A 25,792-nucleotide genomic window follows, 5' to 3' on the forward strand; every position below is an offset into this window, starting at 1 on the left:
AACGTGTCCGCAGCATTCAATTTCTCGATCGTGCTAGAAACCGAAAATCTTGAGACGGCTGATTTAGCCGGATTATTGCGATCGCTTGCCAGTTTGGAAGCTCAAGATCCGCCTCCAACAGCCGCGAATGAAGTGCTGCTCATCGACAGTGGCGATATCCCCGAAACGCTTTTGGCTCAGTTGTGTCAGCAATATCCCTGGATCAAAGTGTGTCCTGCCCCACCCGGAACCGAATACTATCAAGCCAAAATGCTCGGTGCAGAACTCGCCACCGGAGAAATCATCGTCTATTACGACTCTGATTGCATCTATGCACCAGACTGGATGAGAAAAATATTGGATCCCTTCTCACAGCCAGAGATTCAAGTTGTTGCAGGTGAAACTACGACGAATGGAGTGGGAATCTATGGTACTGCAATGGCATTAGGATATATTTTTCCACAGTATTCAGGACGTACAGAATTAACGCCTGGAAAAAGCTATTTTCTCAACAATGTGGCATTTCGGCGCTCGTTTTTACTGAGCCATCCTATCCCCACAGATTTGCCCCTTTATCGCGGAAATTGTGCCGTTCATGCCCATGAATTAGTTCAATCTGGTGTAACAATTTGGCAACAGCCATTAGCGCAAGTACTTCACTCTCCCCCGAATGGGTTAGATCATTTCTTTTGGCGATTTCTATTAATTGGGCACGACTATTATTGGCAGAAAAAACTAATTCCAACGGCGACAAATGCTGAGCCTACAATGTCTGGCATCAAAGGAAAACTGGAGATCTTTATCGACCGGATTCGGAAAATGCGCGATCGAGATATCCGGCATCTTGTCTTTCTTCCGCTCTCGCTCCCGGTTGTCTTAATCTCATCTTTTCTGATCTATATCGGATACTCGATCACAACACAAAGACCCCATTACTTACTTAAAAAATTCAATCAGCATTTAAACCTAAAATAGTGGCGATTTCTAGACACTAAAAACAAGTAGAAACAGGAATATAAAATGTATTCGGTATACATGCAAAGATCGCAAAAATAGGATGCAAAAACAGCTATTTTTTTAGTCAAAGGGTTCAAGTTTCTGCAATAATTCTCATCTATGGAAAAACGAGAATTGCGGACTTTCTAGAAATCGAAGAGAAAGCAGTCTCAGGGATAGCAGTTAGAGAAAGGCGAGGACGGCAGTTTGTATCCAGGCAACGACGAGATAGCTCAATCTTCAGTCTCCGGAGAACTCGATCGGATGGCTCCACTCGCCCGCAGACAATCTTTGCAGGCGCAAGCCTACCAAGCGTTGCGCGCTGCCATTTTATCGGGAGAGTTACCCTCTGGAACCCGGCTCGTCGAAACGCAACTTGCCAAACAACTCCAAGTCAGTCGCACTCCGATTCGAGAAGCCATTCGCCAACTTCAGCAAGAGAACCTCGTCACTAGTGATATCGCTGGCACGCTGCGAGTTGCGACCCTATCGATGCAGGATGCGGTTCAACTTTATACCTGCCGGATTGCTTTAGAGCAACTTTCCGTTGCAGGCGCGTGTGAAAATGCGACTTCTGAAGAATTAGACAACCTGCATCAATTAGTGCTGACTGCTGAACAAAGCGATCGCGAAAACTCCACCCATGCTCAACTGCTCGATTTAGACTATCAATTCCATCGCTCCATTGCCCGCAGTTCCAAAAATCTTTGGCTCGTCTCGCTGCTAGATCAAGTGTTTGACCAAATGGCATTGCTGAGAATTCAAACCCTACAAAAGAATCCCAAGGTGCTCGAAATCCGCAAAGAGCATCGCGATATCTACACCGCGATCGCGTCTCGTTCTCCAGAACAAGCCACTCAAATGGTTATGACTCATCTAAATGCAAGCCGCGATCGCGTGCTGCGCGAAATCGAACGGATGCGTCAAAGTTCTTGAAATTGCTCAAACTTGACGCATTTCATTCGCATTGAGTACAGCAAAGCTGCGACTGATCAATCAATTTGGCTTGACCCGCATCACAACGAGCGTCATATCATCGGTATTTTGATTCCCCATCCCGATAAACTGCTGCACACAGTCAAACAAATACTTCAAAATCTGCTGCGGATCATCAAAATGCTGACAAGCCCACCGGAACGCGCTCGTCAGATTCTCCTCATCAAACCGATGACCATACTGATTCGCGGCATCCGTAAATCCATCCGTGTAGTAAATAATCGTATCTCCCGGATTCAACTGAATCTGAGCATCCTGAAACTGTGTTTCAATATCCAAGCCAATTAGCATTCCCATCGTGTCGAGTCGCACGATGCGATCGCTGTCAGCTTGCCAGAGTAATGGTGGATTGTGGGCTGCATTGCTATAAGACAGCAGTCGAGTTTTCGGATCATATTCCGAATAAAACAGCGTGACGAACCGATTCGAGTTCTCCAAATCGGCATACATGACCTGATTCAAATGCTGCAAAATTCGAGCGGGAGAATGCCCGTTCAAGACTTCTGCTCTCAGCATTCCGCGCGTCATGGTCATAATCAGACCCGCTGGAACGCCTTTGCCCATCACATCCCCGATCGTGACGCTCCACTTTTCCTGAGAGTTATCAGGATTGGTCTTACGAGCCTCACCGTAGCTAGCTGGAATAAAGTCGTAATAATCGCCACCGACTCGATTTGCCGTTTTACAAAGCGCGGCGAGTTCAATCCCCTCGATCGCAGGACATTGACGCGGCAACAATCGCAATTGGATATCGGCTCCGATCTCTAATTCTCGATCGAGTCTTTCTTTCTTCTTCAATTCGACCGTCAGTTCATCGTTCTCGATCGCAACTGCCGTTTGATCCGCGACGAGTCGCACAAGTTTTTGTCTCGTCTCTGTCCAGGCGTAATCCGGTTCACGGCTAAAGACATAAAGCCGCCCCCGCTCCTGATTTCTCACCAGAATCCCAGTTCCAAAAATCTGAATTTCGCCGCCTAAGTGTCGCGTCAACTGATGATCTAACATCGCGACGACTTGGGACGATCGCGCTAAGGCTTCTCCAGGGGGCAATCCGGTCAAAGAAGCCGTCGTCTGGCGAGTTGCTGTCTCTAAGCCTTTGCGTAGCTCTTGACCCCATCTTGCATCCTGACAGTGGAGCCGTTCTAATTTCACTTGTCCATTCGGGCGGAACAAAACGAGCGCACCGCCGTCAGCATCAGTAACTCGACTTGCCATCAGCGGAATAAGTTCCAGAAATTGATTCAAATTGCTGAAGCTACGGAGGGCAAATCCAAGCGAACTCAGTAAGTCTTGAATTTTGTGCTGCTCCCGATTCAGGCGTGCCACCAGTTCCTTAAGGGCAAACACTGGTGTTACGTCAGCAGACCCTGAGTTATTGCGCTCAGGCGGTTGAGATGAAGGACGAGGAAGGGGCACAGCAGTCATTCGGGCGATTAAAGTGAACGAAGGGAACCAACACGATCGTTGATTGTGAAAACCAATCTTAGCGGACAGTGCTACATTTCGCTGCCCCCCTTTACAGAGTTTTGCGAGGTGCTGACCGCTTGAATCGATCTGCGTTTTGCGCGATTAGGAGAAAAGCTCATCTGATCGAACAAAACCGCGATCGGGGTTGTTGGCACTGATTATACACAGTTCCCTGTTTTACGACATGTTTACAGTCGATAACTTCCAGAAATTCAGCAAAGTTAGCAATTTAAAGCGGATTGAGCCGCATCCAAGAAAATTGGATAGGGAGATAGGGAGCAATCTGAATCTCGGTTCTCCCGATCTCCCCACGCAAAAATCATCCGCTAATCAACGCCTCAACAAATTCATAGCTTGAAAAAGGTCGTAAATCCTCAATCCCTTCTCCAGCCCCAATAAATCGAATGGGCAATCCCAATTGTTCCACCACAGCTAAGGCAATCCCGCCCTTCGCTGTTCCATCCAGTTTCGTCAACACGACTCCACTTAACTGGGCTGCCTGCGCGAAAACTTCTGCTTGTCTCAGCCCATTCTGTCCCAGGGTCGCATCCAAGACGAGTAGTGATTCCACTTTCGCGCCTGCTGCCTTCTTGTCAATAATTCGACGTACCTTGCTCAATTCATCCATCAGATTCTTCTTATTCTGAAGTCGTCCGGCTGTATCAATCAATAGCAGTTCGGTTCCACGCGCCTGCGCTGCACTGATGGCATCAAACACAACCGCTGCCGGATCAGTATTTTGTCCAGGATTCGAGATCACTTCTACATTACTTCTCTGTCCCCAGACTTTTACCTGTTCGACTGCTGCCGCTCGGAACGTATCCGCTGCTCCAATTAAGCACTTGTAGCCCGATTTGCTGGCAATGTGAGCGAGTTTTCCGATCGTGGTCGTCTTCCCTGCGCCATTGACCCCAGTCATTAACCAGATATTGAACGTATCTTTCTCGGGGGCAAAGAAAGCAGAGTGCGATCCCTGCAAGGGTTGATCTAACAAGTCTCTAAGAATTTGTTTGAGATACGCGATCGCTTGATCGGGCGGCAATGCATCCTGCCTCAATTTCGCTTGCAGGGCTGAAATAATTTTGTCAGTAGCCTCAACGCCTGCATCGGCTTGCAGAAGCAGCGATTCAATTTCAAAAACTGCATCTTCATTCAGGGGGCCTTGACCGACGATCGCTTTGAGTTGATTAACCAAACTCCGCCGCGTCTTATCCAACCCTTGCCGGAGCCGCTTCAGCCAGGTAATTTCTTCGATCGAGACATCTTCTGCGCGCCGTCCCATCGCAGAAAGCACTTCTGCCGACCAGAGGAAGCCTTCATCGATTACAAACTCAGGCGGAATTTCGGGTGCGGTTTGAGTCGCAACAGGCTGCGGTTCGGGTTCAACTTCCTCGATCGCATTGGCTCTTAGTCGTTCTAACCGAGCTTGTCGATCGGCTTCGGCAGCTTGTGCCCAGAATGGGACTGCTGCGGGTTGGGGTTCTGCTTCCGGTTGAACGGCTTCAACTTCCGTCTCTTCTACGACATCTACTTCCGGTTGAACAGCTTCAACTTCTGTCTCTTCTGAAACAGGTTCTACTTCCGGTTGAACGGCTTCTGCAACGGGTGCTTCATCGAATTGCTCAATTGTTTCCGATTCGGCTGATGCGATCGTGTCTTCAGCAAGTTGTTCGATAACTTCGGTTTCAACGGATTCAACTGAAGTTTCGCCAAGTTGTTCGATAACTTCGGTTTCAGCTTGCTCGATCGAGTCAGAAACTTCGACAGGCTCAGATTTTTCAGCCGTCGCCGCCTCAGCTTGGGCTTTTTCTTGTTGCTTGCGGCGGAAATTTTCGACGATCGCTCTTGCATTGGCAATCCGGGCATCTTCTTCTGAAGTGTCACTTTGGGCTTCTGATTCAGAAGGCTCCGCAGTTGGAGTTGGTTCAACGGGAGCAGATTCGGGCTGCTGCTGTTCTTCTTCTTTTTTGCTGAATCGATTGAACCAATTAAAAGCCATGTCCAAATTCCCAGATTGCTAGATCTAAATTTAGCGGAAATCAGCCACTCACGTGTGTCTCACTGCCATGAATCGCGTCAGTTACTTTCCGCAGAATTCCATTAATAAACTTATGTCCATCCTCGTTGCTGTAACGTTTGGCAAGTTCGACGGCTTCATTAATTGCCACTCGATTTGGCACTCCCAAAAACATCATTTCAGTGGTGGCGATCCGTAATAAGTCTCGATCGAGTGTGGCTAAGCGATCCAAATTCCAATCCACTAAAATGTCATTCAGCAACTTATCGACTGTTTCTCGCTCAGCGTGGAAGCGGGTAATAATTTCCATCGTGTAGGCTCGAACCTCAGTCTGATTTGCCAGTTGAATAAATTCAGGCAGTTCGATCGCACCTCCGAGTCGGTTAATTGCCGTTTGAGCCAGGGTGATCGCTTCTTGCACCATTGCCCGAGCGCTATCGATATTGCCAGCCCGAGTTTGGCTATTGAGCAATTGGCTATCGCCTCGTTGTAATTCTGCTGCCGCCGTTTCTAAGTTGTCGCGCGCTTCTTCTGCAAGGGTACGAACGGATTCGACAACAAGTTCTTGAATTCTCTGACTGTTAATTTTCTTTGGATCAGAAGAGATCTGACTCAAGCTTAAAAGTGCGAGTTCACGGGCAATGCGACGGGCTTGCATGGCAGGCATTAATGAAATTGGCTCACGTATCTTAGCGCAAGTAGGTCTCTTGCTGTAGCCATTTGAGGAGTTGCGCGATCGATTAAGTTGAATTGCGTTATGTGCCCTGTTCCTCATGCTGGGCTGCTTTCGGCTCGATTTCTCGATTGTGTTCAATATTACGTTCATACCATTGCATTAAAGGCGTTGACGTGATCCCATGTAATAAAACAGAAATGACGATCGTCCAAAAGGTAATCCAAGCAATTTGCTCGCCATCTTCCCCTTTCAAGCCATTGCCAAATGCATAAGCGAGATAGTAAATCGATCCCACTCCGCGAATGCCGAACCAACCGTAGAGCCAGCGCGTTGCCGGATTGACATTTAAACCGATCGTACTGATCCAAGCCCCAATCGGTCGAATCACGAAAATCAAGCTCAATGCAATCACAAATGCATCTCCTGCAAAGGCAAACATCGGCTGAAATCGCAGCATCGATCCCAGCAATAAAATCGTGCCAATTTCTGCTAACTTCTCTAAGCGCTCAATAAAGTGAAGTTGATTTCTTGTATATTCAGAATTCCGTCTTCTCCGCATTGCCATTCCAGCGACAAAGACGGCAAGAAATCCATACCCATTTACCACTTCGGTTACAGCATAAGCAATAAAGATTGTGCTGAGTGCAACGAAATCTTCCATCAAATCATCTGGAGTCCGAAACGGTTCTAAGCGTTTATCAACGAGTTTGATTCCCTTCGCAATCACAAAGCCGACGGCTAATCCTGCTGCAATCGCCCAAATCACATCGACTAAAACCCATTCCCGAAACCAGTTTTGCCAATTGCCTTTTTCTATCCAATGAATCCCAAAATAAACAAATGGAAAAGCTAATGCATCATTTAACCCACCTTCTGAAGTAATCCCAAACCGCAATTCATCACGATCGCGAGAGTCATAAAGCTGAACTTCAGACGCTAAAACGGGATCAGTCGGCGCTAAAATTGCCCCTAAAAGAATCGATAATCCCCAATCTAATTTCAGAATAAAGTGCGCGATCGCGGCAACTGAAAAAATGGTAATCGGCATCAATAAACCAATCAGCCGAGTCGTCGATCGCCATGCAAAGAAACGCATGGGTCGATTCATTTTCAACCCGCAACTAAACAGCGAAATTAAAACAACCAGTTCTGCAACTCGCTCTAAAAATTCTGCCTCTGGGCGAACCTGAATCAGATTAAATCCATACGGACTCAGCACAATGCCAACGATTAAATAAATCAGCGCATAAGACAGAGGCAACCGCGCAATCCAACCTGATCCCAAAGTTACGATTAACAACAAAACTCCAATCACTAAGAGATCGAGAATATAGACATTCACAAGTTCATCCCCAGTTCGCATTTATGCTCACTGTACTTGTGTTTTAAGCTAGACCTATTGATCTGATGATAGATCCCGTCTCTCCCTCAAGGCTTACGAATGTATCCCCATTTTTCATTTAATTGCACTCGCGCTAAGCCTTCTTTAAAATCTCCTGCTTCATCAAATTGAGGCGCGATCGCAATTTTGCCCGTTGTGTCGATATAGCCCCACTTTTCTTTAATTTTCACGGGCGCTAATCCATCTGAAAAACTTCCAGCAAATTGATATTGAGGTGCGATCGCAAACTTGCCAGATTTCTGAATATATCCCCAGCGATCATTCTGCTCAACGAGTGCTAACCCATTTGAGAAATCAGACGCAAATTGATATTGAGGCGCGATCGCAATTTTCCCACTCGTATCGACAAATCCCCATTGATTTCCGAGTCGTACCCGACCCATCGAATCCGAAAAATTAAACGCGCCATCAAACTGAGGTTGCACAACAAATTGCCCAGTTTGATTGATATAGCCCCATTTCTGACCGATTTTGGCAGCAGCAAGCCCATGAGAAAACTGCCAAGCGTCATCGAATCTTGGTGAGATCGCAGTTCGACCCGATGAATCGATATAGCCATATTTCTCGCCACTCTTCACGGCTGCCAATCCGCCAGAAAAGCCCGAGGTCAATTGATATTGAGGCGCGATCGCAACTTCTCCAGTCGATTTGATAAATCCGTAAAGCCGTCCCATCTGCACGACTGCAAATCCTTCTCGAAATCGCGTCACCCGTTCAAATTTCGGCGGAATTGCTACTTCTCCCTGACGATTCAGAAACCCATACTGATCCCCCAATTTTACCACCGCCAAGCCTTCCGAAAAGGGCGAATACGCTTCAAACTCTTGTTTCGGCGTAATACTGACTCGTCCCAAACGATCGATATAGCGGAATTCCCGCCCCAATTGCACCAGCGCGGTTCCCTCAGCAAAATCGGTTGCACTGTCAAATTGATGATCGATCTCGAAGAGATCACTGGCGATCGCACGTTGTTCGATCGTCAAATTTGGCGGATGGCTGCAAACACTAACCGTCGCAAACCCCAACGTCGCAAGCAATAAAAAACGCAGCATCATGACCCAGAACCGTCATAGATTCTCCTAAGTGTATCGACCCCACAGATTTTGGAACATATGCGATCGCATTGCATCACATCGGTTATCCAACAAATCAGGAATTCGTCGAAATTTTTCCCTAAATCCGAGGACGTTGAACCGCTGCCATTCTCGACATTGAAGCCGTTGCTGGTTTACGAGGCAATTGCCCATTATTCTGATGCACCGGAGGCGCGTTCAAAATCTCCAAATTCAACCGATACCCCACATTCCGCACCGTCTGAATCAAATTCGGTTGCCTCGGATCAATCTCCACCTTCTTACGCAAAGACAGGACGTGAGTATCCACAGTTCGAGGATTATCAATCTCATCAGGCCAAGCTCGTTGCAGCAGATCTGCCCGACTCAAAGCGGTTCCGCCTGCCTGAGCCAGCACATAGAGCAAACTAAACTCCTGTGGGGTCAACTCAATCAACTCACCCTTAAATCGCACCCGCCGATGCACCAGATCAATTTTCAGATCCCCGAAATCGAGATTGACCGGAGGAGCCGCCGTCCGCTGTCGTCGCAACAACGCCTCCACTCGCGCCAAAAACTCCTGCATCCCGAACGGCTTCGTCAGATAATCATCTGCCCCCGATCGCAACCCTGCGACAATATCAGATTCAGTTGTCCGGGCAGACAGCATCAGAATCAGCGCCGTCTGCTGCTGACTCAACCAGCGACAAAACTCCAACCCATCGCCACTGGGCATCTCAGAATCAAGGATCATGAGATTGGGCTGCCGCACCAGAAACATCTCACGCGCTTGGTGCAAATCAGCCGATTGGTGGACTTGGTAGCCCGCCTGCTGAAGATGCCATCCTAGCAGCGATCGAAGGTGCGGATTTCCTTCAACGATTTGTATATTAATGGCTCCCACGGGGGCAACTTGACCTCAAAATGCTTGAGTTAAGGGTATCAAAGCTTCTTAGTTTTGATTTGTAACGGGTGCTACCCATATGTACTCCGCCTACACAACGTTCCGTATCGGAGTATGTCTTTCTATAGAATTTCGATACAAACTGAGAGAATAGCGAGGGTAATGTTAAGCTAAAGTCATAGCTCAGTGAGTGGAATGCCAAACGGCATCTGTTGTTTTCGCGTCATCGCATATGCTTCAAGATTCTTTGACGATTCGCTATTATCAACGCCTCTCCGACGCTCTCGTCGAACTCTGGAACCGGGGCTATCGTTACGATGACCTGCGTCTCTACTTAGACGGGTACTTGTCCGCGCTCCGACATGCTAGCGTGCTAGAGCCGTACCAGATCAATCGTCTGGAAGAGGAGATTACTCGCTACATCTATGATCCGTCGAATTTCGACATGGTGATGCCAGAGCCAGACTACCGATAGAAATGGGAAAAGGGGTGCGTGTGCGCCCCTTTTTGATTTGGTTGGTCAGTCGCAAAGGTGAGAGTAGGGAGTGGGGAGTAGGGAGTAAGAATTAATCTTCCCCACTCCCCATCTCCCCACTCCCCACCTCATTACGAGGCAAGCGCAACTTCTACAAGCTGCTGCAATTCGCCACTCTGGTACATCTCAATCATGATGTCCGAACCGCCAATAAATTCCCCATTCACATACACTTGGGGAATCGTTGGCCAGTTCGAGAACTCTTTCACGCCTTGACGGACTTCAGGGTCTTCTAGCACGTCTACAGTCGTGTAGGGGACACCCAGCGTATTGAGAATTTGCACAACGTTATTGGAAAAGCCGCACATTGGCATGAGTTTGCTGCCTTTCATGAAAACGACAATTTTGTCGCTATCGACGATCGATTTGATGCGGTTTGAGGTAGTCATAAGTAAGTTCAAGGGGTAAGAGAGTTAGTTTTTGGTTGCCCATTCTTCGGGCGTGAACGTATTCAGTGAGAGAGCATGAATGGCTTCGGTGGAGAGTGCCTGTTGAACCGCACCATACACAAGCTGATGCTGTTGAACGCGACGCTTCCCAGCAAAGGCTGAGGAGACGACTGTCACCTCGAAATGCTCCCCATCAGGACTGTTTGCCTGCACTTGGGCATCCGGCAATCCTGCTTTGATCATTGCCTCAACCTGATCCGGGCTAATCATTGGGGTTCCTCGATGTAATCGTTTCGCGAATTTTCCTGATTCTTAGTCTAACGAGCTTTGCGCCACTGCTGGATCGCTTTCTGTGCCTCGGCGTAAACTTGAGGTCGATCTTTTGGAACGAGTTGAGCGGCTGAAATTGCTTGTTGAAACTCTTTCTGCTCTGCTCGTTTGCGCGCAATTTCTAGAATATTGCGACTCCATCGATCGATGTCTTGTTGCGCTTCAGCATAGAGGGGATCATTCGGTGGGATTGCGCGCGCCCGATCAATCGCGCGACTTGCATCTGATGCTAGCGTGGGTTTGATTAACGATCGGGCTTCATTCAAGATCTTTCCAGAATCAGGACTCGGTGATGCCACAGCTTGAGGCGCAGGAGAAGGTTGAGTATTCGCCGTTTGCTGCCCGCCCATAAACGCCGACCAGTTGCGGAACAGCACGCCAAGCAGCAACACTAATAAGAGCGCACTCCCTCCAAACAACAACCGTTCCCAAAACATTTGATCGGGGGCATCCGACTCTTCAGGCACTGGAGAAGCCGCAGGTGAAAGTTCTTCAGTCTGTTCTGATTCAGGCAGAGTCAAATCTGCTTGGATCGGCTCGTATTCGTATTCACTAGGGTTCAGCGCAAAACTGTCGGGAATTTCAGTTGCAGTCGCTCCCATCACAGTCGGCTGGAAGCCATAGTTGGAACTCGCCTCACTTTCTAAGGCATTGAGATATAAATCACCTTCTACAGAAAATGGATTAGTCGTTGCAGGAACCCAAGATTCGGTTTCAGACCAGTTGACTGGCATGATCACTTGATAAAGCTGCTCTGGATCAGACACAACCAGAATTGGATCTTGGCGCGGGCGATCGTTGTGATCACAAAGCTCAGGCAATCTCAGTTTCAAAAAGTCTTCTAACGTCGCTAAGGTTGAGCATTGATGCGATCGCAATCCTTCGAGCAATGTCTGAGTAAACAGACCATGATTTAACGCAGGCGCTTCGTGAGAAAACTGTTCAGGACGACAGGATAAGAACGTCGGAATCCCTGCCTCGCGTGCCAATGCAACCGTTTGAGTCCCAACTTTCTCATGAGAACCGGAAGCGGCTCGATTGATATCGAGTAAAACGAGAATTTTTTGAGTGGGCAAAGTTTTCAAAGTTTGAAACAGCGATCGCACTGAGAACCCTGTTTCTTTAATTCGGGAAACATCGCCATCAATGGGTAATAAATAATCTTCTCCATCGACACAAATTCCGTATCCGCTGAAAAAGCACCAAAGCGAATCTTCTGGCTGAAGCTTATCTTTTAGACTCGTTGTCCAGTACTGCAAATTCTCATGCGTGGGATGAGTGGAGTGGTCAGCAAAATCTGGAGATGTATCCGTAATCAACAGACATTGTTCCGGTGAAAACCCTGCATCACCAACTAAGCTTTCACAGAGAAATTGAGCATCCGACTGGGCAAAATGAAGAGGTTGAAGGAACTGGTAGTGATTTATCCCAACGGCGATCGCCCAAAAATTGCTCATTCCAACACCTCATCTGTAATTGAAGACTATATATGAACCGCTTGCGCTACCACATCATAGAAAAAAATTGCTTTTCTGCAACAAAGAACTAACATGAATCCCAACTCTCTTGATTTCGATTGCTTTGTTCGTTTTGTCACTCTTTGTCCTATGAAACTTCGTAATTCTTTGCTTGTAGGCTTTTTCACGTTTGGGTGCGGTGTCACAGCTTGGGGAATTGATATGGTGCTAGCTCCAACTCCCGCACAGGCTTATACCGCACGGATTGATGTCACGCTTGATCGTGCCTCCAATGAACCCTATGAAGCGATCGTGCGGCGCGCAGAAAATGTGGCGCGAGCAGCGATTCAAAGAGGATTCGATCAAGATTTGCTTGCTAATGAGGTTTCGGTAGTCGTCGTCGGGCGCAACGGCGGTATGGCATCACCTGTGGTGTCGGTTTGGGTGACGCGATCGCAGTGGCAAACTCGTCCTGATGCAAAGCGCTGGGCAACCTATTACCGCGGATCTAAAGCGTTGTTAGGGTTCTAGATCGTTATCCATCAAAAATTTCCTGAGTGTTTGAGTTGCTTTTCGACAGGGAACTCTTTCAGAATATTTTGTTTCGTTGCCCCCATGAAGCACTCTTACACTCAGCATTTTTTCGATGCTAAACCTCTAGCTCGCTCTGAAATGATGGGAGCCTAGAGTCATGAAGATTTCTCGTAAGTTCTCAAGCTCCTCGATCGTAATTACAACCGTGATGGCTGTGGTGTTGGTCGGTGGACAATATTGGGTGCGCCAAGCACAAGAAGATATCTTTGAGAAGCGGCAGAAATTGAGCGATGGATTAGAAGAAGTTCATCAAATGCGCGCAAATCTCAAAGGGCAAATCAGTCAACTCAAAGATGTCGTTTTACTTGATAGCCAAGACTCAGATTTAAAGCGAGAACAGCAGAAATTTTTCAAAGAGATCGGCGAATTTGAGAGGGCTTTCGGCTCAAGCCCTGAAGTTGATCAAATCAGAACTCAATTCAAATTATTAAAGAATCTCAGTGCTAAAACACTGCAAGAGCCTGATGCAAAGATAGAACGTGTTCGGACAGATTTCAGAACAATTCGCGAGTCTGAGAACGCAATTAGCGCTGACTTAGATAAGATTCTCAAAAAATTTCTGCAAGAAGATACGGAACGTCGCAAAGAATTAGGTCGATTAAAACGAATCGATCAAGTTGTCACTTATGCAGCCCTAGCACTGATTCTTCTCGTATTAGGAGCACAATATTGGCTGATTTTGATGCCTGTCATTCGTTCGATCAAACAACTGCAATTTGGTGCATCCGAACTCGCAAAAGGCAATCTCAACTATCGATTGAATTTTAGAACAGGCGATGAAATTGAGCATCTAGCCAACGAATTCGACCATATGGCAGATCGGCTGCAAGACTCTTATGCTGCTTTGCTCGATCGCAGCAGAGAAGTGACTGTCACCAATCAGAAATTAGAAACTGAGATCACAGAGCGGAGCATCATCGAAATGGATCTGAGAGAATCTGAAGCACATTTGCGACAACAAGCACTCGATTTAGAAGCAACGATTCAAGAATTACAGCAAACTCAATTACAACTGGTTCAAAGCGAAAAGATGTCCAGTTTAGGACAACTTGTTGCGGGGATTGCACACGAGATTAATAATCCTATCAACTTCATTCATGGCAATGTAAAGTATGCAGAAGGTTATGTCAAAGATCTCGTTGAACTTGTAGAGATATGCCGGGAGAAATGCCCTGAAATCACGTCTGGATTTGAGAATAGCCGAGACATTGACTTGGATTTTGTTCAGCAGGATCTCAACAAAATCATGTCCTCTATGCGAGTTGGAACAGAGCGAATTCGACAGATTGTCCTATCGTTAAAAACCTTCTCTCGCATGGATGAAGCTGAATTCAAGAAAGTCAATATTCACGCTGGGATTGAGAGTACTTTGCTGATTTTGCAGCATCGATTAGAGAAGCACAAGTGCGAACCCATTCAAATTATTAAAGACTATGATGATCTGCCTTTGATTGAGTGTTACGCCGGGCAACTGAATCAGGTCTTTATGAACGTGATTGCGAATGCAATCGACGCACTCGAAGACAAAATTATACCGAATCCTCAGATCAAAATTCGGACTTCTGTTCTCCATTCTGGATGGGTTGAAATTACCATTTCTGACAATGGGTGTGGCATTCCTGAACATGCGCGATCGCGGATCTTTGACCCATTCTTCACCACGAAACCTGTGGGTCGAGGCACTGGCATGGGAATGTCGATTAGCTATCAAATCATTAATCAGAAACACGGTGGCAAGCTAGATTACGTCTCAACTTTGGGAGAAGGCACAGAATTTATCATTCAAATTCCGATTCAGCAGACTGTCCCGATTGCGTCCTAATCCTTAGAAGCTTAGAACAGATGAGATCGATAAAGAGGCAGGGAACTCTAAGGAGCACATAGAAGCACATAAGAGTCTGCCGAAGCAAGGAGAATTTGATGAAATCGAAGGTGCAACTGGTCAGTCACAGCTTGATCTTGACTGGCGCTTTGACATTGGGCATTTTGGCAGTAGGCATTGGGCGATCGCTCTCTTCTTTCCAAAAAGACGACTCTACAATGGGCGGAGGTTCGATCTCATCAAATACTGCGAATCCGATGCAGATTTCTCAAGCAAAAACGATTCGTCCCACTTCTGGATTCAATCGAGAGCAGATTGATTACTTTATGGAAGTCGCCATCGGGTCAGAATACAACCAAGAATCGATTCCCAAAATTCGCAAATGGAGCGGCAATATCCGCATTCAAGTACTAGGGAAACCGACCCAAGCCGATCTTAGAACTCTAGAAACCGTAATCAGCGAGCTAAATACCCTAGCAAATGGCGCAATTCGGCTGCAATTCGTCGATCGCAATCCCAACATCAGGATGCATTTTGCGCCAGAAACGCAGTTCAGGCAGCTTGAGCCTGCCTATGTTCCAGTCAATTTCGGCTTCTTCGTCACCCGTTGGAATCACCGCGGCATCATCAATTCCGCCAATATCTTGATCACCACGACAGGTGTCACCCAGCAAGAGCGATCGCATCTCATCCGAGAAGAATTAACTCAATCGCTTGGGTTAATGCGCGATTCTTACCGCTATGCCAACAGCATGTTCTATCAGCCTTGGACAGATATCACTCGCTTCTCAGAAATCGATAAAGCCCTGATCCGAATGCTGTACATGCCCGAACTGAAGCCAGGCATGACCAAGGCAGAAGTTTTGAATGTCTTGAATGCAGCCCAGGCGCGATCGCGCTAGTGTTTCCGCAATTCCACAGGACAACCGCCGAATTCATCCCCCAGCTGCGAGATTAACGATTCCGAAATTGCCGCAAAGAGTACAAATCTACGCGCTTTCTCTGTTGCATCTTGTTACAAACACTTTCCGAAATGTGCGTTTTCGTTCACATTGAGGAACTATAACCCTGAGATAAGGAGTTTCAAACATGCCTTTATCCGATACTCAAGTTCTGGTCGCACTCGTCATTGCTCTCATTCCGGGAGTTTTGGCGTTCCGGTTATCAACCGAGCTTTATAAGTAAGGTCTAACCCCATCGCTGGAAACTTGCCCCGATGCCAATTCGCAAATATGAGAAAAGAAAGCTGTAAATTCAGTGCTTCATTTCTTAATTCAGCGAGTAGACTATTTAGGCAAGTTTCCAGCCTGAAAGGGATTCCCCCAGACAGGTTGGATTAGAAAACTGCTCAATAAAGTGCACGAAAATGGTTGGCAGTTTTGCCCCATTTTCCGGGTTGTTACCCACGCTTAGTTCACTCGTACGCCTTGATTTTGGGTTCCAGATTTGTAATCTTGGGTTAGCTCTACCGCCAGTAAATCAATTCTTTGACCTACTGAGGGTTCGATCTTCTTCGTAATTCATGACGCGAAGAACATCTATCAGGCTTCAACATTGCTCACACGTCACACCGTTTTGAGTGAACTCTGATCCGTGCTTGAGTCGTTTCCGATGCTGTCCCGTCATATGAATCCATGAACGCACTTCCTCTACCACAGCCGCCTGAATCCCGAAAACCTCGCCGCTCACGCGCTCAGCAACCGCTCCGCCGTCAAGTACGTTCTCGGGTGCTCGCTGCCGAAGCTCTGATTAAACTTAGTGTTAATGCTTTAATTTCTACTGCTGCGATCGCAGCCCTAACGCAGCTTATTCCTTATGGGGTCACCCAACAGGCAAAACTGAAAGAAATACAGACCGAAGTAAAAACAGCAGATACGCGAGTCAGTCGCCTAAAAGCTGCCTTTAATCGTAATTTTGATCCTCATCAAGCTTCTAAAGTTGCCCAAGAGCAAGCCAATGTGATGCCGCCGGATTCACGGATGGTGGTTCTGGGTGATGTTGAGCCACCGGCACAAACTGCACAAGCGGCTCCGGCTCAAAATCCCTGAATGACGCTCTATAGCGCTCCTGTTTGATTTGTAAAATCCTGCAACTTGAGGGTATGGAGAAATTGCTCCCTATTCCCCAATTTTGCAACCGATTTAGGACTGGCTAGAATGGTTTAGGACGACTCTAGTTTAAGCAAACCGCCGAGATGAAAACCATTTCGGCGGTTTTTACGTGAAAAAATCGCACCCTCCGTCTAGGATGCGATTCGTTGTGATAGGGCTTTCTAAATCTTCACTTCAGCCTCAGAAGTCGTCGGTTCTACCGTATGAGTGAATGTGATGCCTTCAGGATGGGTAGAAAGGGCAAATGAGGACTCGCGATGCCATAGAGGAATCCCTGAAAATTCCCATTCGGGTTCAAAGATTGGAGTCGCCAGCGGACAGGCTTTCCATCCGCTTCGCACTGCAACATTAAGCTGGTCACAGTGCCCGCCACGCCGTCCTTCGGGTGAGTAAAATCGGCAGTGGCGACAAGTTGAGGTGAAGGCATCGTTACTTTTCATTGTTTCGGACGAGTGATTACTATTGTGAAAGAACGCCTTAGATTTCTTAACAAAATCTTCAGTTTTATTCTTGATGGAAACGAGTAAGCAACATTAAGTGAAATAAGTTAACTAATCTCAATTAATTTAATTTGGTGAGACTAGCCGCGATCGAGTATGCGATCGCTAAGAAGACGCACTTTCTGGTTCTTATTGTGAATTAAATTCAGAGTGCAGTTAATCTAGAAAAATCTCTAAAATCGTTGATACAACTTAGTTTCAGAGATTAGTTTTGAGAAACGCCTTTCATATTGTCTTTATATTTTGGGGATCGCTCGGCAGTTATCAGAAAAAAATTCTTAAATCTCAAAGAAACCCATTTTGTTTCACGAAAAACGCTTTGGGGATCATAGAGAATGCAGAAAAAACCCTTTTATACAGATTTAGATGTCTCAAGAATTATGAGAATCTAAAGACAATTTTTTGATTCAAATCTATTTTAATTTCTCAAAAAACAGATGATCTAAGTGTCACCCTCGAGGTCAATTTAAACTTCTAAAAAGAGGAGGAATTTCACTTCAGTATTTGGACGGTATACAAAATAAAAAAAGTATGAGGCTAGGCATTCCTCGCGGCGCAGAGGCTACAGACCGTCCAACGCTCAAGTTCACCGGGCGGAGTTGGACTCTTGCAGTTCGGGCAAAGAGGTAAGTGTTGCGATCGACGCTGAATCAAAGCCGACCAACGTTCAAATGCGGTACGGCTGTCATTAAAGAGCGGCAACTGAGTTGTGACTTGAGACGCTGCGGGCAGTTGACTGGGATGATTTTGCCAGAGGTCGCCTTCGATGACAGGTTGACTTTGGGGAGTTCTCCATTGCACCGTCGAGAAACGAATATCGCTCAAATCAATGGCGAAGCGATCGCGAATTTGCTTCAAGATGCTAGGTCGTTTGAAAACTAGAGTTTGTGTCCAGACGGGGCTGGAAGTCGCGACTTCTAGGATGTTGCGCTGAATCGCAATGGGTTGAGCTTGGGCTGCGAGATCTGCACCAATCAAATCTGTCCAGTGTTCGAGAATTCGCCGAAGCTGCTGGCGTTCTGGCGAATGATAGTGTGGCTCGATCGCACCTAAAATCGATTGAAGTTCTTGAAACGACATACTACTGACCGCAGGCTTTAGATCTATTGTGACTTGCAAAGCAAGATTTTTGCGTCGAATTGAAAACTCTGAACTACACTGAAATCTCAGATTTTCAGTTCCTGGTGTTCACGATATTTCACGGCTTTCAATCGAGGAGTCTATCCCTTATGCGTCCTGATCGAGCAACCTCAAAGAGTGCTCCGAGTGCGAAGTTACAAGAGGCTTTAGGCTGTTTGGATCTACGTCTCGAAGATGAATTGACCCGCTATCGGCGACAACGGGCTGGTTTAAGTGTTGCCCCGATCGTGCTCCGTCCAAAGCAGCCCGCGAAAAAACCACTGGATTTAATGTCATTCGGCAGTACTCCCCCAACAGAAACACCAACGCTGACCGAGCCACCGAAAGCAATCTCATTTGATTTAGGAGTTGCAGCGATGCATGAGCTTGCAACTGAAGAAGGTGATGCAAGCGAGAGTGCCGACAGTGCAATGATTCCCTATGCCGCAGAAACCGCAGGCGAATCGCTCTATGACATAGCCGCAGAAGCATCAACGCCACCCGACGACTATTTAGAGTCCTCTGAGCATTTGCTCAAAAGCTTGAAGCGAGAAGAAGCGAAAGTCGAAGTTGAAAGAGGCTTTCTACAGAGCTTATCAACGCCTTTCGGCATTGGCTCAATGCTGACGCTGTTAGTATCAAGCGCGATGTTAGGTTATGTGATCATGAATCCTGCGATCGTCAGTGGACTCTGGCAAAATCTGAGCACTCAGGAAGTTGCTGAAACGACCAGTGAATCGAATTCGAGCGAGTCTCCAACCGGATTAACCGAGAATTCACCCAGACTCGATCGCGATGAATTCTCGGAATTAGGACTCGACAGTCTATCTACCTTGCGAACTAAACCGACACCAATTCCCACAGTCGCTGCTTCTCCGACTCCAACTCCAACTCCCGGCGCACCAGCTGCCTTAGTTGCCCCAACGCCAAGCACATCACCATCACCCACTGCTGCTCAATCTGCAGTCTCAGCAGGCTCCTCAGTGCTATTGCCATCTGTCAGCGTCAGCAAATCGCCCGCAACGACTGCTCCTGAAAATAACGCCTATCAATATAAAGTTGAGGCTCCATTCACAGGTGATCAATCTTTAGCCGCAGCTCGTCAAGTTGTCCCGGATGCGTTTGTCCGTCCTGATGGCAAGATTCAGCTTGCAGCATTCGGCGACCAGGCTGAAGCACAACGTAAAGCTCAAGAACTGAAAAATCTTGGTCTTGCAGCAGAAGTCAAACCCTAAGAAGAGCCACGGCTCGGTAACGTGCGGTAGGATTGAGTGAAGTGAAAAGAGGGGTTTACCCCTTCATCATTCTGCGGAGATGCTGCTATGGGATTGTTTGACCGAATTTGGCGCGTGATTCGTGCAAATTTAAATGACCTGGTTGGCAAAATGGAAGATCCAGAGAAAATTCTGGAGCAAACCGTTTTGGACATGCAGAATGACCTGATTCAGCTTCGCCAAGCTGTCGCACAAGCGATCGCGACTCAAAAACGCACTGAACGCCAAGCGTCTCAAGCCCGAACGAATTCAGAGGAATGGTATCGTCGCGCCCAGTTAGCGCTGCAAAAAGGCGATGAGAATTTGGCACGAGAAGCATTAGCACGACGAAAAAGTTACGTAGAAACTGCCAGTGCAATGGAAGCGCAGTTAAGCCAGCAAGGCGCGATCGTCACTCAGCTGAAGCAGAACATGATGAAGCTTGAGAGCAAGATTTCAGAAGCGAAGACGAAGAAAGATATGTACATTGCGCGCGCGCGATCGGCAAAAGCGTCTGAGCAATTAAATGAAATGCTGAATCGAGTCGGCACGGGTAGCGCCATGAATGCATTTGAGCGGATGGAAGATAAAGTCTTACAGCTCGAAGCGCGATCGGAAGCAATGGCAGAATTAAGTGGAGATAGCTTGGAGAAGCGGTTTGAGGCATTAGGTCAAGGTGACGAAATCGATGCTGAACTCGCCGCAATGAAAGGTCAGATCAATCAGGGGGCATTGCCGCAGAGCCAGCCTGTTGATCCGGAATTAGAGAAATTGCGATCGGAGATTCGGCGATCAATGTAAGAATTTAGGTCGATTTAGAGATCAGCGATCGTGGGAATGCTAAAGAGGCATACGTTAATCGATCCTGATCATGAGTTCTGCCAATTCGAGAGAAGAAGAGTTGCGTCGGCGTGAAAAAGAGCTTGAAGAACGCGAACTAGCGATGCGACTGCGTGAGCTTGAAGCAGAAGTGAATCAGCCCCCATTCCATAAAACCGTTAAACATCAGCCCCCAGAAACGCGATTTCAGCGCTGGAAACGCAATGCGATTAAGATTGCCAGTTTTGTTGGCATCGTCATCGGCGTGATTGCAGCGATTCGGATTGCAAGTGCTTTGGCGACTATCTTCATTGTGGTTGCGATCGCGTTTGCGCTCTACAAAGTTTTTATCGAAGGGCAAAAGTTCTAATGCGAATTGAAACAACGAATTTTCTCGACGATCTCGATCGAGTGGCGCAGAATCGAGCTGCGATGGCAGATGAGATCAGCGCGATCGCGGCGACATTGCAGCAGGTTGAGACTGAAAGTGCAGGCGCGTCTGGTCAGTTAGGGCTAGAACGCGAGATCGAAGATTTGACAAATGCAGGGGAGATTCTGAAAGCAGGTGTATTTCGCCTGTTAGTCCTTGGGGATATGAAACGTGGGAAAAGTACGTTTCTCAATGCGTTACTGGGTGAGAACTTATTGCCTAGTGATGTGAATCCTTGCACAGCTTTGCTAACCGTGCTGAAATACGGGACTGAAAAGCGCGTGACGATTCATTTTAATGATGGTAAGTCGCCGTTGCAAACCGATTTCAGAACGTTTAAGGAGCAATATACGATCGCTCCCGAAGAAGCAAAAACATTAGAACAAAACAATCAGCAAGCTTTTCCAGATATTAGTCACGCAGTCGTTGAGTATCCTTTAGCGTTACTTGAGAAAGGCGTTGAAATTGTTGATAGTCCCGGATTGAATGATACTGAAGCCCGGAATGAACTCTCACTCGGCTACATTCACAACTGTCATGCAATTTTGTTTGTGATGAGATCGACGCAGCCTTGCACCCTTGGAGAACGTCGATATCTGGAGAATTACATTAAAGATCGCGGATTGTCTGTCTTCTTCTTGATCAATGCTTGGGATCAGGTGAAAGAGAGTTTGATTGATCCAGATGATGCTGAAGAGTTGGCGCAGGCTGAATCGAAATTGAGACGAGTTTTTCGATCGAACTTAGCCGAGTATTGCAACATTGATGGTTACGATCTCTATGATGAGCGGCTGTTTGAAATCTCTGCAATTCAAGCATTGAGACGACGCATCAAAAATCCGGATGCCAATCTAGATGGCACTGGATTCCCTGAATTTCTCGCAGCGTTGAATACGTTCTTGACGCAGGAACGGGCTGTTTCTGAGATGAGAAAAGCAAGAACTTTGGCGCGGCAAGCTCAGCATCGAGTGCAAGAATCGATCGACTTGCGGATTCCGTTATTAGACCAAGATCTTCAAGAATTGAAGCAACGCATTGATTCGGTAGAACCGGAGTTTCAGAAGCTTTCAGAGATTCGCGATCGCTTTCGAGATGAGATTCGCCAGTTAGAAGATAAAAAAGCACGAGCGATCGCGGATTCGTTTCGGACGTATCTCATGGGCATGGAAGCGACCTTTGAACAGGATTTTCTCAAATATCAGCCGAATGAGCTGCAGTTTTTTGATTTCTTTAGTGAGTCGAAGCGAGAGCGCTTTAATGCCAAGTCTCAGCAAGGTTTTCAGCAGTATCTGAATGATAAGTGTGCAGCTTGGGCATTAACAGCAGATCAAGAACTGAAAGCTGCATTCTCTGAATTGTCTCAGCGCGCTGAACAACACGGAGCAAGCTATAGCGAAGTGACAGCACAAATTAGTGAAAAGATGACTGGGATTCAAGCTCGATTGCACTCTAGTGAGAAAGAAGAGAGCGCACCCAGTTGGGCAAAATGGGCGATGGGATTGTTCTCGTTGTCGCGCGGAAATTTGGCAGGAGCAGCACTAGCGATTAGTGGATTTGATTTTGGAACCGTGACGCTGAATTTAGTGGCGACGGTTGGCGTTGCGTTTTTGTTTGGCTCGATTTTAGGCCCATTTGGAGTCTTGCTTGCGGGTCTTGCGATCGGAGCATTTCAAGCCGATGATGCACGCCAACGGTTTGCAAAAGCAGTGAAAAAAGAATTAGTGCATCATTTACCGAGCGTTGCTCAGGAGCAATGGCAGCCGATTTATCATTCAGTGCAGGAATGTTTCGAGGCGTATGAGGACGGAATTATTCAACGGATTGACGATGATATCCAATCGAGAAAATCCGAGCTGGATAATTTGGTGCGTCAGAAAGAATCACGACAGATTGATCGAGATGTGGAAGTCGATCGATTGATGAAGGTACGATCACAGATTGATCAACACTGCGATCGGGTGGAATCAATTTATCGATCGTTGTTGGGATAGAGAAAGTTTCGACTGCGCTCAGCGTTCTAGTTTTAGAATCCTCACGTATTGAGCGCGGTCGAAATCGAACACAGAATATAGAATCGCTTTTCTCCGCAGAATCAACTCTGCCCCTAACTTTAGGGGAATCAAACTCTGAAACTCAGAGAAATCGATTGAGTGATAGATATGTCAATAGAATCACAAATTGAAATTATCAAATCCGCGATCGGCACACTCGAACTTCCCCCTAACCATTCCATTCGACAAGACCTAGAACTCATCTGTCAACGCGACTCCGACAATCTCCGAATCGCCGTCTTCGCCCCCTTCAATTACGGCAAATCTACTTTATTGAACGCAATCTTGGGTGAACGCACTTTACCAATTGACCTGATTCCAACCACAGGCGCAGCAATTCGAGTCCAATACGGTGAGACGCTACAAACCACGATTCAATTCAACGACGATCGCACGATTACCGAAACCGGAACTGACCTTCTCAAGCAGTTTGCCATTTTAGATAACGATCGGCGGATGCGCGAAGATGTCAAATCTGTTGAAGTATTCTGTCCCCATCCTTTTCTCAAAACTGGGATTGAATTCATTGATCTACCTGGAACCGACGATCGCGAAGCTCAAGATACTTTAGTCAAAAATCAACTCCTGAGCACAGATGTGATCATTCAAGTGCTCGATGGTCGGAAGCTAATGACATTAGGAGAGCGAGAACAGCTTCGAGATTGGTTACTCGATCGCGGTATTACAACCGTCATTTTCGTCGTCAATTTCCTAAATCTGCTCGACCCTGATGATCAAAAGCAAGTTTACTCTCGCCTCAGATTTGTAGCAGAAAGTTTTCGATCTCACTTACCGCCCGGAATCAGTAATCTCTATCGAGTCGATGCACTCCCAGCGCTACGCGCTCGGTTGAAAGGTGAAAGTTCTGCCGCACAAGCATCAGGATTGCCGATTTTTGAATCTGCATTACAAACGATCGCCGCTCATTTCCAAAATTCACGCACCACTCAGACGGCACGAATTCAAGCGATCGCGGTTCAAATCAAACAACAACTCCAGCAGAAAATTAGCGATCTAGAATCAGAAATTCGTACTGAAACAGAAACGCTCAATCAACGATTTCAAATTCAGCAAAAAGCACAAGGATTGATTCAAAAAGGCTTTGAATCGAGCTTACAAGAATTCCGCGATTGGTTAACTCTCGATCGACTGCTCTCGCGATACCAGCTCGAAGCAAGCCTCGCCTTGCAGACTCAAACTTTTAGAAGCTGGGAAACTGGAGCCTTTAAGCGAAGCGCGATCGACTACCAGCAAGAACTCGTGAAATGGGTACATCAAGCTTGCGAATTCTTTGATCAACCTCGCCCAAAACAACTTGTCCTCACATTTCCACCGATCAAGCAAGAACTCGTTGAGATCCAGGAATCGGGTGACGACTCTTCCACTCTCGATTTGCTATTTGGTCGGAAGATCGCTTCTGTAATGCGAGAAAGTGCCTCATTTTTATTTGATGATCAACCGATGAAAAGACCTAATCCGCAGCACTTATTAGAAGCCTATCAAGAACTCATCCAAACCTATTTCACGCATTTTAGTCAGTTAAATTTAGCCGCGATCGACCAATACGAACAATCCGCAACCCCTATCTTGCAGTTTGAACTCAAACCCATTGCATCTGAAATCCCAAAACATCATCAGTTGCAACTGTTGCGATCGCAATTCGCTAAGATCTTGGAGACTTCTGAATCGCATCACGAAGGCTAAGGATATCAATAAAGTTATCTGCAACCGCTACTAAGCGATCGTGCGTCATCGATCGCAAAGAAATCACTTCAACCTTTGTCCCTACATGCGAAACAGCATTCACCGCATAGGCTAAATCTCCATCACCACTGATCAAGATCTCCGTATCGCAATCCTGTGCAAAGCGCATCATATCGACCGCAATCTCAACATTCATACTACTGACGCGCTTCGACCCTGATGGATTCAGAACAACATCTTTCGTCACCACACGGTAGCCATTTCGCCGCATCCAAGTGAGAAATGCATGTTGGCGGAGATTGCTCGGATCAACCCCCGTATAGAAAAACGCATAGATTAAAGTACTTTGCTGCTGAAGATAGTTCAACAATTTTGCATAATCAATTTCAACTCCCATTTGTGATGCTGCATAGAATAAATTTGCACCATCAATAAACAGCATCAATCGACCTCGATGCAAATGGATTGGGGCATCTGTTTCGTCGAATTCTTCAGGAAAAAGTAGCGGTAACTGTTCAGAGGAATTTTCCGGGGCTTGGGGAAGGGATGATTCCACACCGTCCGGTTCTCGTACTAACTGGATCATGAATCGCGTTCAGCAGATAATTTCTCCTAAGGCAAAATAAGACATTATTTTGCATCAGGTGAGCTGTTCATATCAAAGGACTTGCCCAGGCAGATGCCGGCGGCACTTAGAGTTCAGAAAGCTTGGGTTTTGCTAGGAGACCGATTTGGAACCCTAATAGTATTCGTATTCAGAGCATCATGTTTCGTCGCAAATTCCGCCGCAGTTTGTTAGAAAGTTTAAGAAAACTGCTTTACATTCTGCAATAAATTAATTTTTTAGGGTCGAAGTTTAATTGTGCTGCGATCGCGCTTTCGCTGATAGTCACGCACTTGCTGCTTTGCTCCACCGCGATCATACCGTTCTGCATCGCGAATAATACCGTCGCCTGATTCGCCTGAAACCGTCTTGTTATTTCTGCCAAAGGGGCATCCATGTTCCATCTGATCTACCTCCGAGCAACTAGGTTTGGAGGCTCTCTTATAGAATTGAAGCCTTTTTTATCCATGACATTTGAATCTTAAAACATTATAAAGAATTTTGCAAAACTCGCTTACTCTTCACATTTGGTTTATTTCTGAACTAAGAAGAATAAATGTAACGAATCGTGTTTCGTGCCTTCAT

26 protein-coding genes are annotated in these 25,792 nt (G+C 46.7%); 13 read left to right on the plus strand and 13 right to left on the minus strand.

The annotated features are described in order from the left end of the window. The first annotated feature begins 3 nt into the window (after positions 1 to 3). Positions 4 to 954 (plus strand): glycosyltransferase, encoded by a 951-nt coding sequence (locus ACMUEV_RS10210; protein ID WP_190652662.1) that lies wholly within the window; start codon positions 4 to 6, stop codon positions 952 to 954. A gap of 285 nt (positions 955 to 1,239) precedes the next feature. Next, entirely contained in the window at positions 1,240 to 1,911 is a 672-nt protein-coding gene (locus ACMUEV_RS10215; RefSeq protein WP_190652661.1) for a GntR family transcriptional regulator, read from the plus strand. Between the two features lie 60 nt (positions 1,912 to 1,971). Here ACMUEV_RS10215 and ACMUEV_RS10220 read toward each other — a convergent pair whose 3' ends face one another. The 6 genes from ACMUEV_RS10220 to ACMUEV_RS10245 all read right to left on the minus strand — a co-directional run bounded on the left by ACMUEV_RS10220 (position 1,972) and on the right by ACMUEV_RS10245 (position 9,489). Continuing rightward, complete coding sequence (locus ACMUEV_RS10220; RefSeq protein ID WP_017289194.1) at positions 1,972 to 3,396, minus strand: PP2C family protein-serine/threonine phosphatase; 1,425 nt, start codon at positions 3,394 to 3,396, stop codon at positions 1,972 to 1,974. A 361-nt stretch (positions 3,397 to 3,757) separates the two neighbouring features. After that, a complete protein-coding gene (ftsY, locus tag ACMUEV_RS10225; RefSeq protein WP_190652660.1) occupies positions 3,758 to 5,437 on the minus strand; it encodes a signal recognition particle-docking protein FtsY in 1,680 nt (559 codons plus the stop codon). Between the two features lie 40 nt (positions 5,438 to 5,477). Further along, on the minus strand, positions 5,478 to 6,113 hold the full coding sequence (gene nusB, locus ACMUEV_RS10230; protein WP_036046192.1) for a transcription antitermination factor NusB: 636 nt from the start codon (positions 6,111 to 6,113) through the stop codon (positions 5,478 to 5,480). Between the two features lie 97 nt (positions 6,114 to 6,210). Further along, positions 6,211 to 7,494 (minus strand): cation:proton antiporter, encoded by a 1,284-nt coding sequence (locus ACMUEV_RS10235; RefSeq protein ID WP_190652659.1) that lies wholly within the window; start codon positions 7,492 to 7,494, stop codon positions 6,211 to 6,213. Positions 7,495 to 7,559: 65 nt separating this feature from the next. Then, positions 7,560 to 8,588 (minus strand): WG repeat-containing protein, encoded by a 1,029-nt coding sequence (locus tag ACMUEV_RS10240; protein ID WP_190652658.1) that lies wholly within the window; start codon positions 8,586 to 8,588, stop codon positions 7,560 to 7,562. 118 nt (positions 8,589 to 8,706) lie between these two features. Continuing rightward, the gene (locus ACMUEV_RS10245; protein WP_017289188.1) at positions 8,707 to 9,489 is read right to left on the minus strand and encodes a response regulator transcription factor; all 783 of its coding nucleotides are present in this window, start codon (positions 9,487 to 9,489) and stop codon (positions 8,707 to 8,709) included. Between the two features lie 232 nt (positions 9,490 to 9,721). Between ACMUEV_RS10245 and ACMUEV_RS10250 the strand changes: the two genes are divergently transcribed. Beyond that, positions 9,722 to 9,964 carry a DUF6761 family protein gene (locus ACMUEV_RS10250; RefSeq protein WP_017289187.1) on the plus strand — a complete coding sequence of 81 codons (243 nt, stop codon included), beginning with the start codon at positions 9,722 to 9,724 and terminating at the stop codon, positions 9,962 to 9,964. Positions 9,965 to 10,095: 131 nt separating this feature from the next. Here the strand turns inward: ACMUEV_RS10250 and grxD are convergent, their stop codons facing one another. Genes grxD through ACMUEV_RS10265 form a run of 3 tightly spaced genes read right to left on the minus strand, consistent with a single transcriptional unit; the run spans position 10,096 to position 12,200 of the window. Then, positions 10,096 to 10,413 carry a Grx4 family monothiol glutaredoxin gene (gene grxD / locus ACMUEV_RS10255; RefSeq protein ID WP_017289186.1) on the minus strand — a complete coding sequence of 106 codons (318 nt, stop codon included), beginning with the start codon at positions 10,411 to 10,413 and terminating at the stop codon, positions 10,096 to 10,098. A gap of 24 nt (positions 10,414 to 10,437) precedes the next feature. After that, the gene (locus tag ACMUEV_RS10260; protein ID WP_017289185.1) at positions 10,438 to 10,683 is read right to left on the minus strand and encodes a BolA family protein; all 246 of its coding nucleotides are present in this window, start codon (positions 10,681 to 10,683) and stop codon (positions 10,438 to 10,440) included. A 47-nt stretch (positions 10,684 to 10,730) separates the two neighbouring features. Continuing rightward, on the minus strand, positions 10,731 to 12,200 hold the full coding sequence (locus ACMUEV_RS10265; protein ID WP_017289184.1) for a caspase family protein: 1,470 nt from the start codon (positions 12,198 to 12,200) through the stop codon (positions 10,731 to 10,733). Between the two features lie 150 nt (positions 12,201 to 12,350). Here ACMUEV_RS10265 and ACMUEV_RS10270 point away from each other — a divergent pair, with 150 nt between their 5' ends. The 5 genes from ACMUEV_RS10270 to ACMUEV_RS10290 all read left to right on the plus strand — a co-directional run bounded on the left by ACMUEV_RS10270 (position 12,351) and on the right by ACMUEV_RS10290 (position 16,664). Beyond that, complete coding sequence (locus ACMUEV_RS10270) at positions 12,351 to 12,731, plus strand: hypothetical protein (RefSeq protein WP_036046185.1); 381 nt, start codon at positions 12,351 to 12,353, stop codon at positions 12,729 to 12,731. Between the two features lie 160 nt (positions 12,732 to 12,891). Beyond that, on the plus strand, positions 12,892 to 14,616 hold the full coding sequence (locus tag ACMUEV_RS10275; protein WP_190652657.1) for an ATP-binding protein: 1,725 nt from the start codon (positions 12,892 to 12,894) through the stop codon (positions 14,614 to 14,616). 98 nt (positions 14,617 to 14,714) lie between these two features. Continuing rightward, positions 14,715 to 15,518: a DUF2927 domain-containing protein gene (locus ACMUEV_RS10280; protein ID WP_190652656.1), complete on the plus strand. Its 804-nt coding sequence runs from the start codon at positions 14,715 to 14,717 to the stop codon at positions 15,516 to 15,518. A 187-nt stretch (positions 15,519 to 15,705) separates the two neighbouring features. After that, a complete protein-coding gene (psaM, locus tag ACMUEV_RS10285; RefSeq protein ID WP_071596177.1) occupies positions 15,706 to 15,801 on the plus strand; it encodes a photosystem I reaction center subunit XII in 96 nt (31 codons plus the stop codon). A gap of 449 nt (positions 15,802 to 16,250) precedes the next feature. Continuing rightward, a complete protein-coding gene (locus tag ACMUEV_RS10290; protein WP_017289180.1) occupies positions 16,251 to 16,664 on the plus strand; it encodes a hypothetical protein in 414 nt (137 codons plus the stop codon). A 224-nt stretch (positions 16,665 to 16,888) separates the two neighbouring features. Here the strand turns inward: ACMUEV_RS10290 and ACMUEV_RS10295 are convergent, their stop codons facing one another. Both ACMUEV_RS10295 and ACMUEV_RS10300 read right to left on the minus strand, forming a co-directional pair. Next, complete coding sequence (locus tag ACMUEV_RS10295) at positions 16,889 to 17,167, minus strand: hypothetical protein (protein ID WP_086371001.1); 279 nt, start codon at positions 17,165 to 17,167, stop codon at positions 16,889 to 16,891. 597 nt (positions 17,168 to 17,764) lie between these two features. After that, complete coding sequence (locus ACMUEV_RS10300; RefSeq protein WP_017289179.1) at positions 17,765 to 18,307, minus strand: DciA family protein; 543 nt, start codon at positions 18,305 to 18,307, stop codon at positions 17,765 to 17,767. Between the two features lie 149 nt (positions 18,308 to 18,456). On the opposite strand from ACMUEV_RS10300, the gene ACMUEV_RS10305 reads away from it, so the two are divergent. From ACMUEV_RS10305 to ACMUEV_RS10325, 5 genes are all read left to right on the plus strand, one after another. Next, positions 18,457 to 19,581, plus strand: coding sequence for a hypothetical protein (locus ACMUEV_RS10305; protein WP_190652655.1), 1,125 nt, complete (start codon positions 18,457 to 18,459; stop codon positions 19,579 to 19,581). 87 nt (positions 19,582 to 19,668) lie between these two features. Beyond that, complete coding sequence (locus ACMUEV_RS10310) at positions 19,669 to 20,400, plus strand: PspA/IM30 family protein (protein WP_017289177.1); 732 nt, start codon at positions 19,669 to 19,671, stop codon at positions 20,398 to 20,400. A 70-nt stretch (positions 20,401 to 20,470) separates the two neighbouring features. Continuing rightward, positions 20,471 to 20,788, plus strand: coding sequence for a hypothetical protein (locus ACMUEV_RS10315; RefSeq protein WP_017289176.1), 318 nt, complete (start codon positions 20,471 to 20,473; stop codon positions 20,786 to 20,788). Continuing rightward, the gene (locus ACMUEV_RS10320; RefSeq protein WP_190652654.1) at positions 20,788 to 22,839 is read left to right on the plus strand and encodes a dynamin family protein; all 2,052 of its coding nucleotides are present in this window, start codon (positions 20,788 to 20,790) and stop codon (positions 22,837 to 22,839) included. Before ACMUEV_RS10315 ends, ACMUEV_RS10320 begins: the two co-directional genes overlap by 1 nt. 168 nt (positions 22,840 to 23,007) lie before the next feature. Continuing rightward, on the plus strand, positions 23,008 to 24,603 hold the full coding sequence (locus ACMUEV_RS10325) for a dynamin family protein (RefSeq protein WP_190652653.1): 1,596 nt from the start codon (positions 23,008 to 23,010) through the stop codon (positions 24,601 to 24,603). Here ACMUEV_RS10325 and ACMUEV_RS10330 read toward each other — a convergent pair. Next, complete coding sequence (locus tag ACMUEV_RS10330; RefSeq protein ID WP_017289173.1) at positions 24,563 to 25,189, minus strand: NYN domain-containing protein; 627 nt, start codon at positions 25,187 to 25,189, stop codon at positions 24,563 to 24,565. The two genes, ACMUEV_RS10325 and ACMUEV_RS10330, sit on opposite strands and share 41 nt — an antisense overlap. Positions 25,190 to 25,446: 257 nt before the next feature. After that, entirely contained in the window at positions 25,447 to 25,611 is a 165-nt protein-coding gene (locus ACMUEV_RS10335; protein WP_017289172.1) for a hypothetical protein, read from the minus strand. Between the last annotated feature and the right edge of the window lie 181 nt (positions 25,612 to 25,792).

It is taken from the genome of Leptolyngbya sp. FACHB-1624, from assembly GCF_047649235.1.
In the GTDB taxonomy this organism is placed as follows: domain Bacteria; phylum Cyanobacteriota; class Cyanobacteriia; order Leptolyngbyales; family Leptolyngbyaceae; genus Leptolyngbya; species Leptolyngbya boryana.

Coding starts and splice junctions, on each gene's coding strand:
- ACMUEV_RS10240 (WP_190652658.1), bottom strand. CDS start 8,588: ATGATGCTGCGTTTTTTATTGCTTGCGACGTTGGGGTTTGCGACGGTT.
- ACMUEV_RS10295 (WP_086371001.1), bottom strand. CDS start 17,167: ATGAAAAGTAACGATGCCTTCACCTCAACTTGTCGCCACTGCCGATTT.
- grxD (WP_017289186.1), bottom strand. CDS start 10,413: ATGACTACCTCAAACCGCATCAAATCGATCGTCGATAGCGACAAAATT.
- ACMUEV_RS10290 (WP_017289180.1), top strand. CDS start 16,251: ATGAACGCACTTCCTCTACCACAGCCGCCTGAATCCCGAAAACCTCGC.
- ACMUEV_RS10265 (WP_017289184.1), bottom strand. CDS start 12,200: ATGAGCAATTTTTGGGCGATCGCCGTTGGGATAAATCACTACCAGTTC.
- ACMUEV_RS10310 (WP_017289177.1), top strand. CDS start 19,669: ATGGGATTGTTTGACCGAATTTGGCGCGTGATTCGTGCAAATTTAAAT.
- ACMUEV_RS10335 (WP_017289172.1), bottom strand. CDS start 25,611: ATGGAACATGGATGCCCCTTTGGCAGAAATAACAAGACGGTTTCAGGC.
- psaM (WP_071596177.1), top strand. CDS start 15,706: ATGCCTTTATCCGATACTCAAGTTCTGGTCGCACTCGTCATTGCTCTC.
- ACMUEV_RS10220 (WP_017289194.1), bottom strand. CDS start 3,396: ATGACTGCTGTGCCCCTTCCTCGTCCTTCATCTCAACCGCCTGAGCGC.
- ACMUEV_RS10280 (WP_190652656.1), top strand. CDS start 14,715: ATGAAATCGAAGGTGCAACTGGTCAGTCACAGCTTGATCTTGACTGGC.
- ACMUEV_RS10215 (WP_190652661.1), top strand. CDS start 1,240: ATGGCTCCACTCGCCCGCAGACAATCTTTGCAGGCGCAAGCCTACCAA.
- ACMUEV_RS10300 (WP_017289179.1), bottom strand. CDS start 18,307: ATGTCGTTTCAAGAACTTCAATCGATTTTAGGTGCGATCGAGCCACAC.
- ACMUEV_RS10250 (WP_017289187.1), top strand. CDS start 9,722: ATGCTTCAAGATTCTTTGACGATTCGCTATTATCAACGCCTCTCCGAC.
- ftsY (WP_190652660.1), bottom strand. CDS start 5,437: ATGGCTTTTAATTGGTTCAATCGATTCAGCAAAAAAGAAGAAGAACAG.
- ACMUEV_RS10260 (WP_017289185.1), bottom strand. CDS start 10,683: ATGATTAGCCCGGATCAGGTTGAGGCAATGATCAAAGCAGGATTGCCG.
- ACMUEV_RS10315 (WP_017289176.1), top strand. CDS start 20,471: ATGAGTTCTGCCAATTCGAGAGAAGAAGAGTTGCGTCGGCGTGAAAAA.
- ACMUEV_RS10320 (WP_190652654.1), top strand. CDS start 20,788: ATGCGAATTGAAACAACGAATTTTCTCGACGATCTCGATCGAGTGGCG.
- ACMUEV_RS10330 (WP_017289173.1), bottom strand. CDS start 25,189: ATGATCCAGTTAGTACGAGAACCGGACGGTGTGGAATCATCCCTTCCC.
- ACMUEV_RS10325 (WP_190652653.1), top strand. CDS start 23,008: ATGTCAATAGAATCACAAATTGAAATTATCAAATCCGCGATCGGCACA.
- ACMUEV_RS10305 (WP_190652655.1), top strand. CDS start 18,457: ATGCGTCCTGATCGAGCAACCTCAAAGAGTGCTCCGAGTGCGAAGTTA.
- ACMUEV_RS10270 (WP_036046185.1), top strand. CDS start 12,351: ATGAAACTTCGTAATTCTTTGCTTGTAGGCTTTTTCACGTTTGGGTGC.
- nusB (WP_036046192.1), bottom strand. CDS start 6,113: ATGCAAGCCCGTCGCATTGCCCGTGAACTCGCACTTTTAAGCTTGAGT.
- ACMUEV_RS10275 (WP_190652657.1), top strand. CDS start 12,892: ATGAAGATTTCTCGTAAGTTCTCAAGCTCCTCGATCGTAATTACAACC.
- ACMUEV_RS10235 (WP_190652659.1), bottom strand. CDS start 7,494: ATGCGAACTGGGGATGAACTTGTGAATGTCTATATTCTCGATCTCTTA.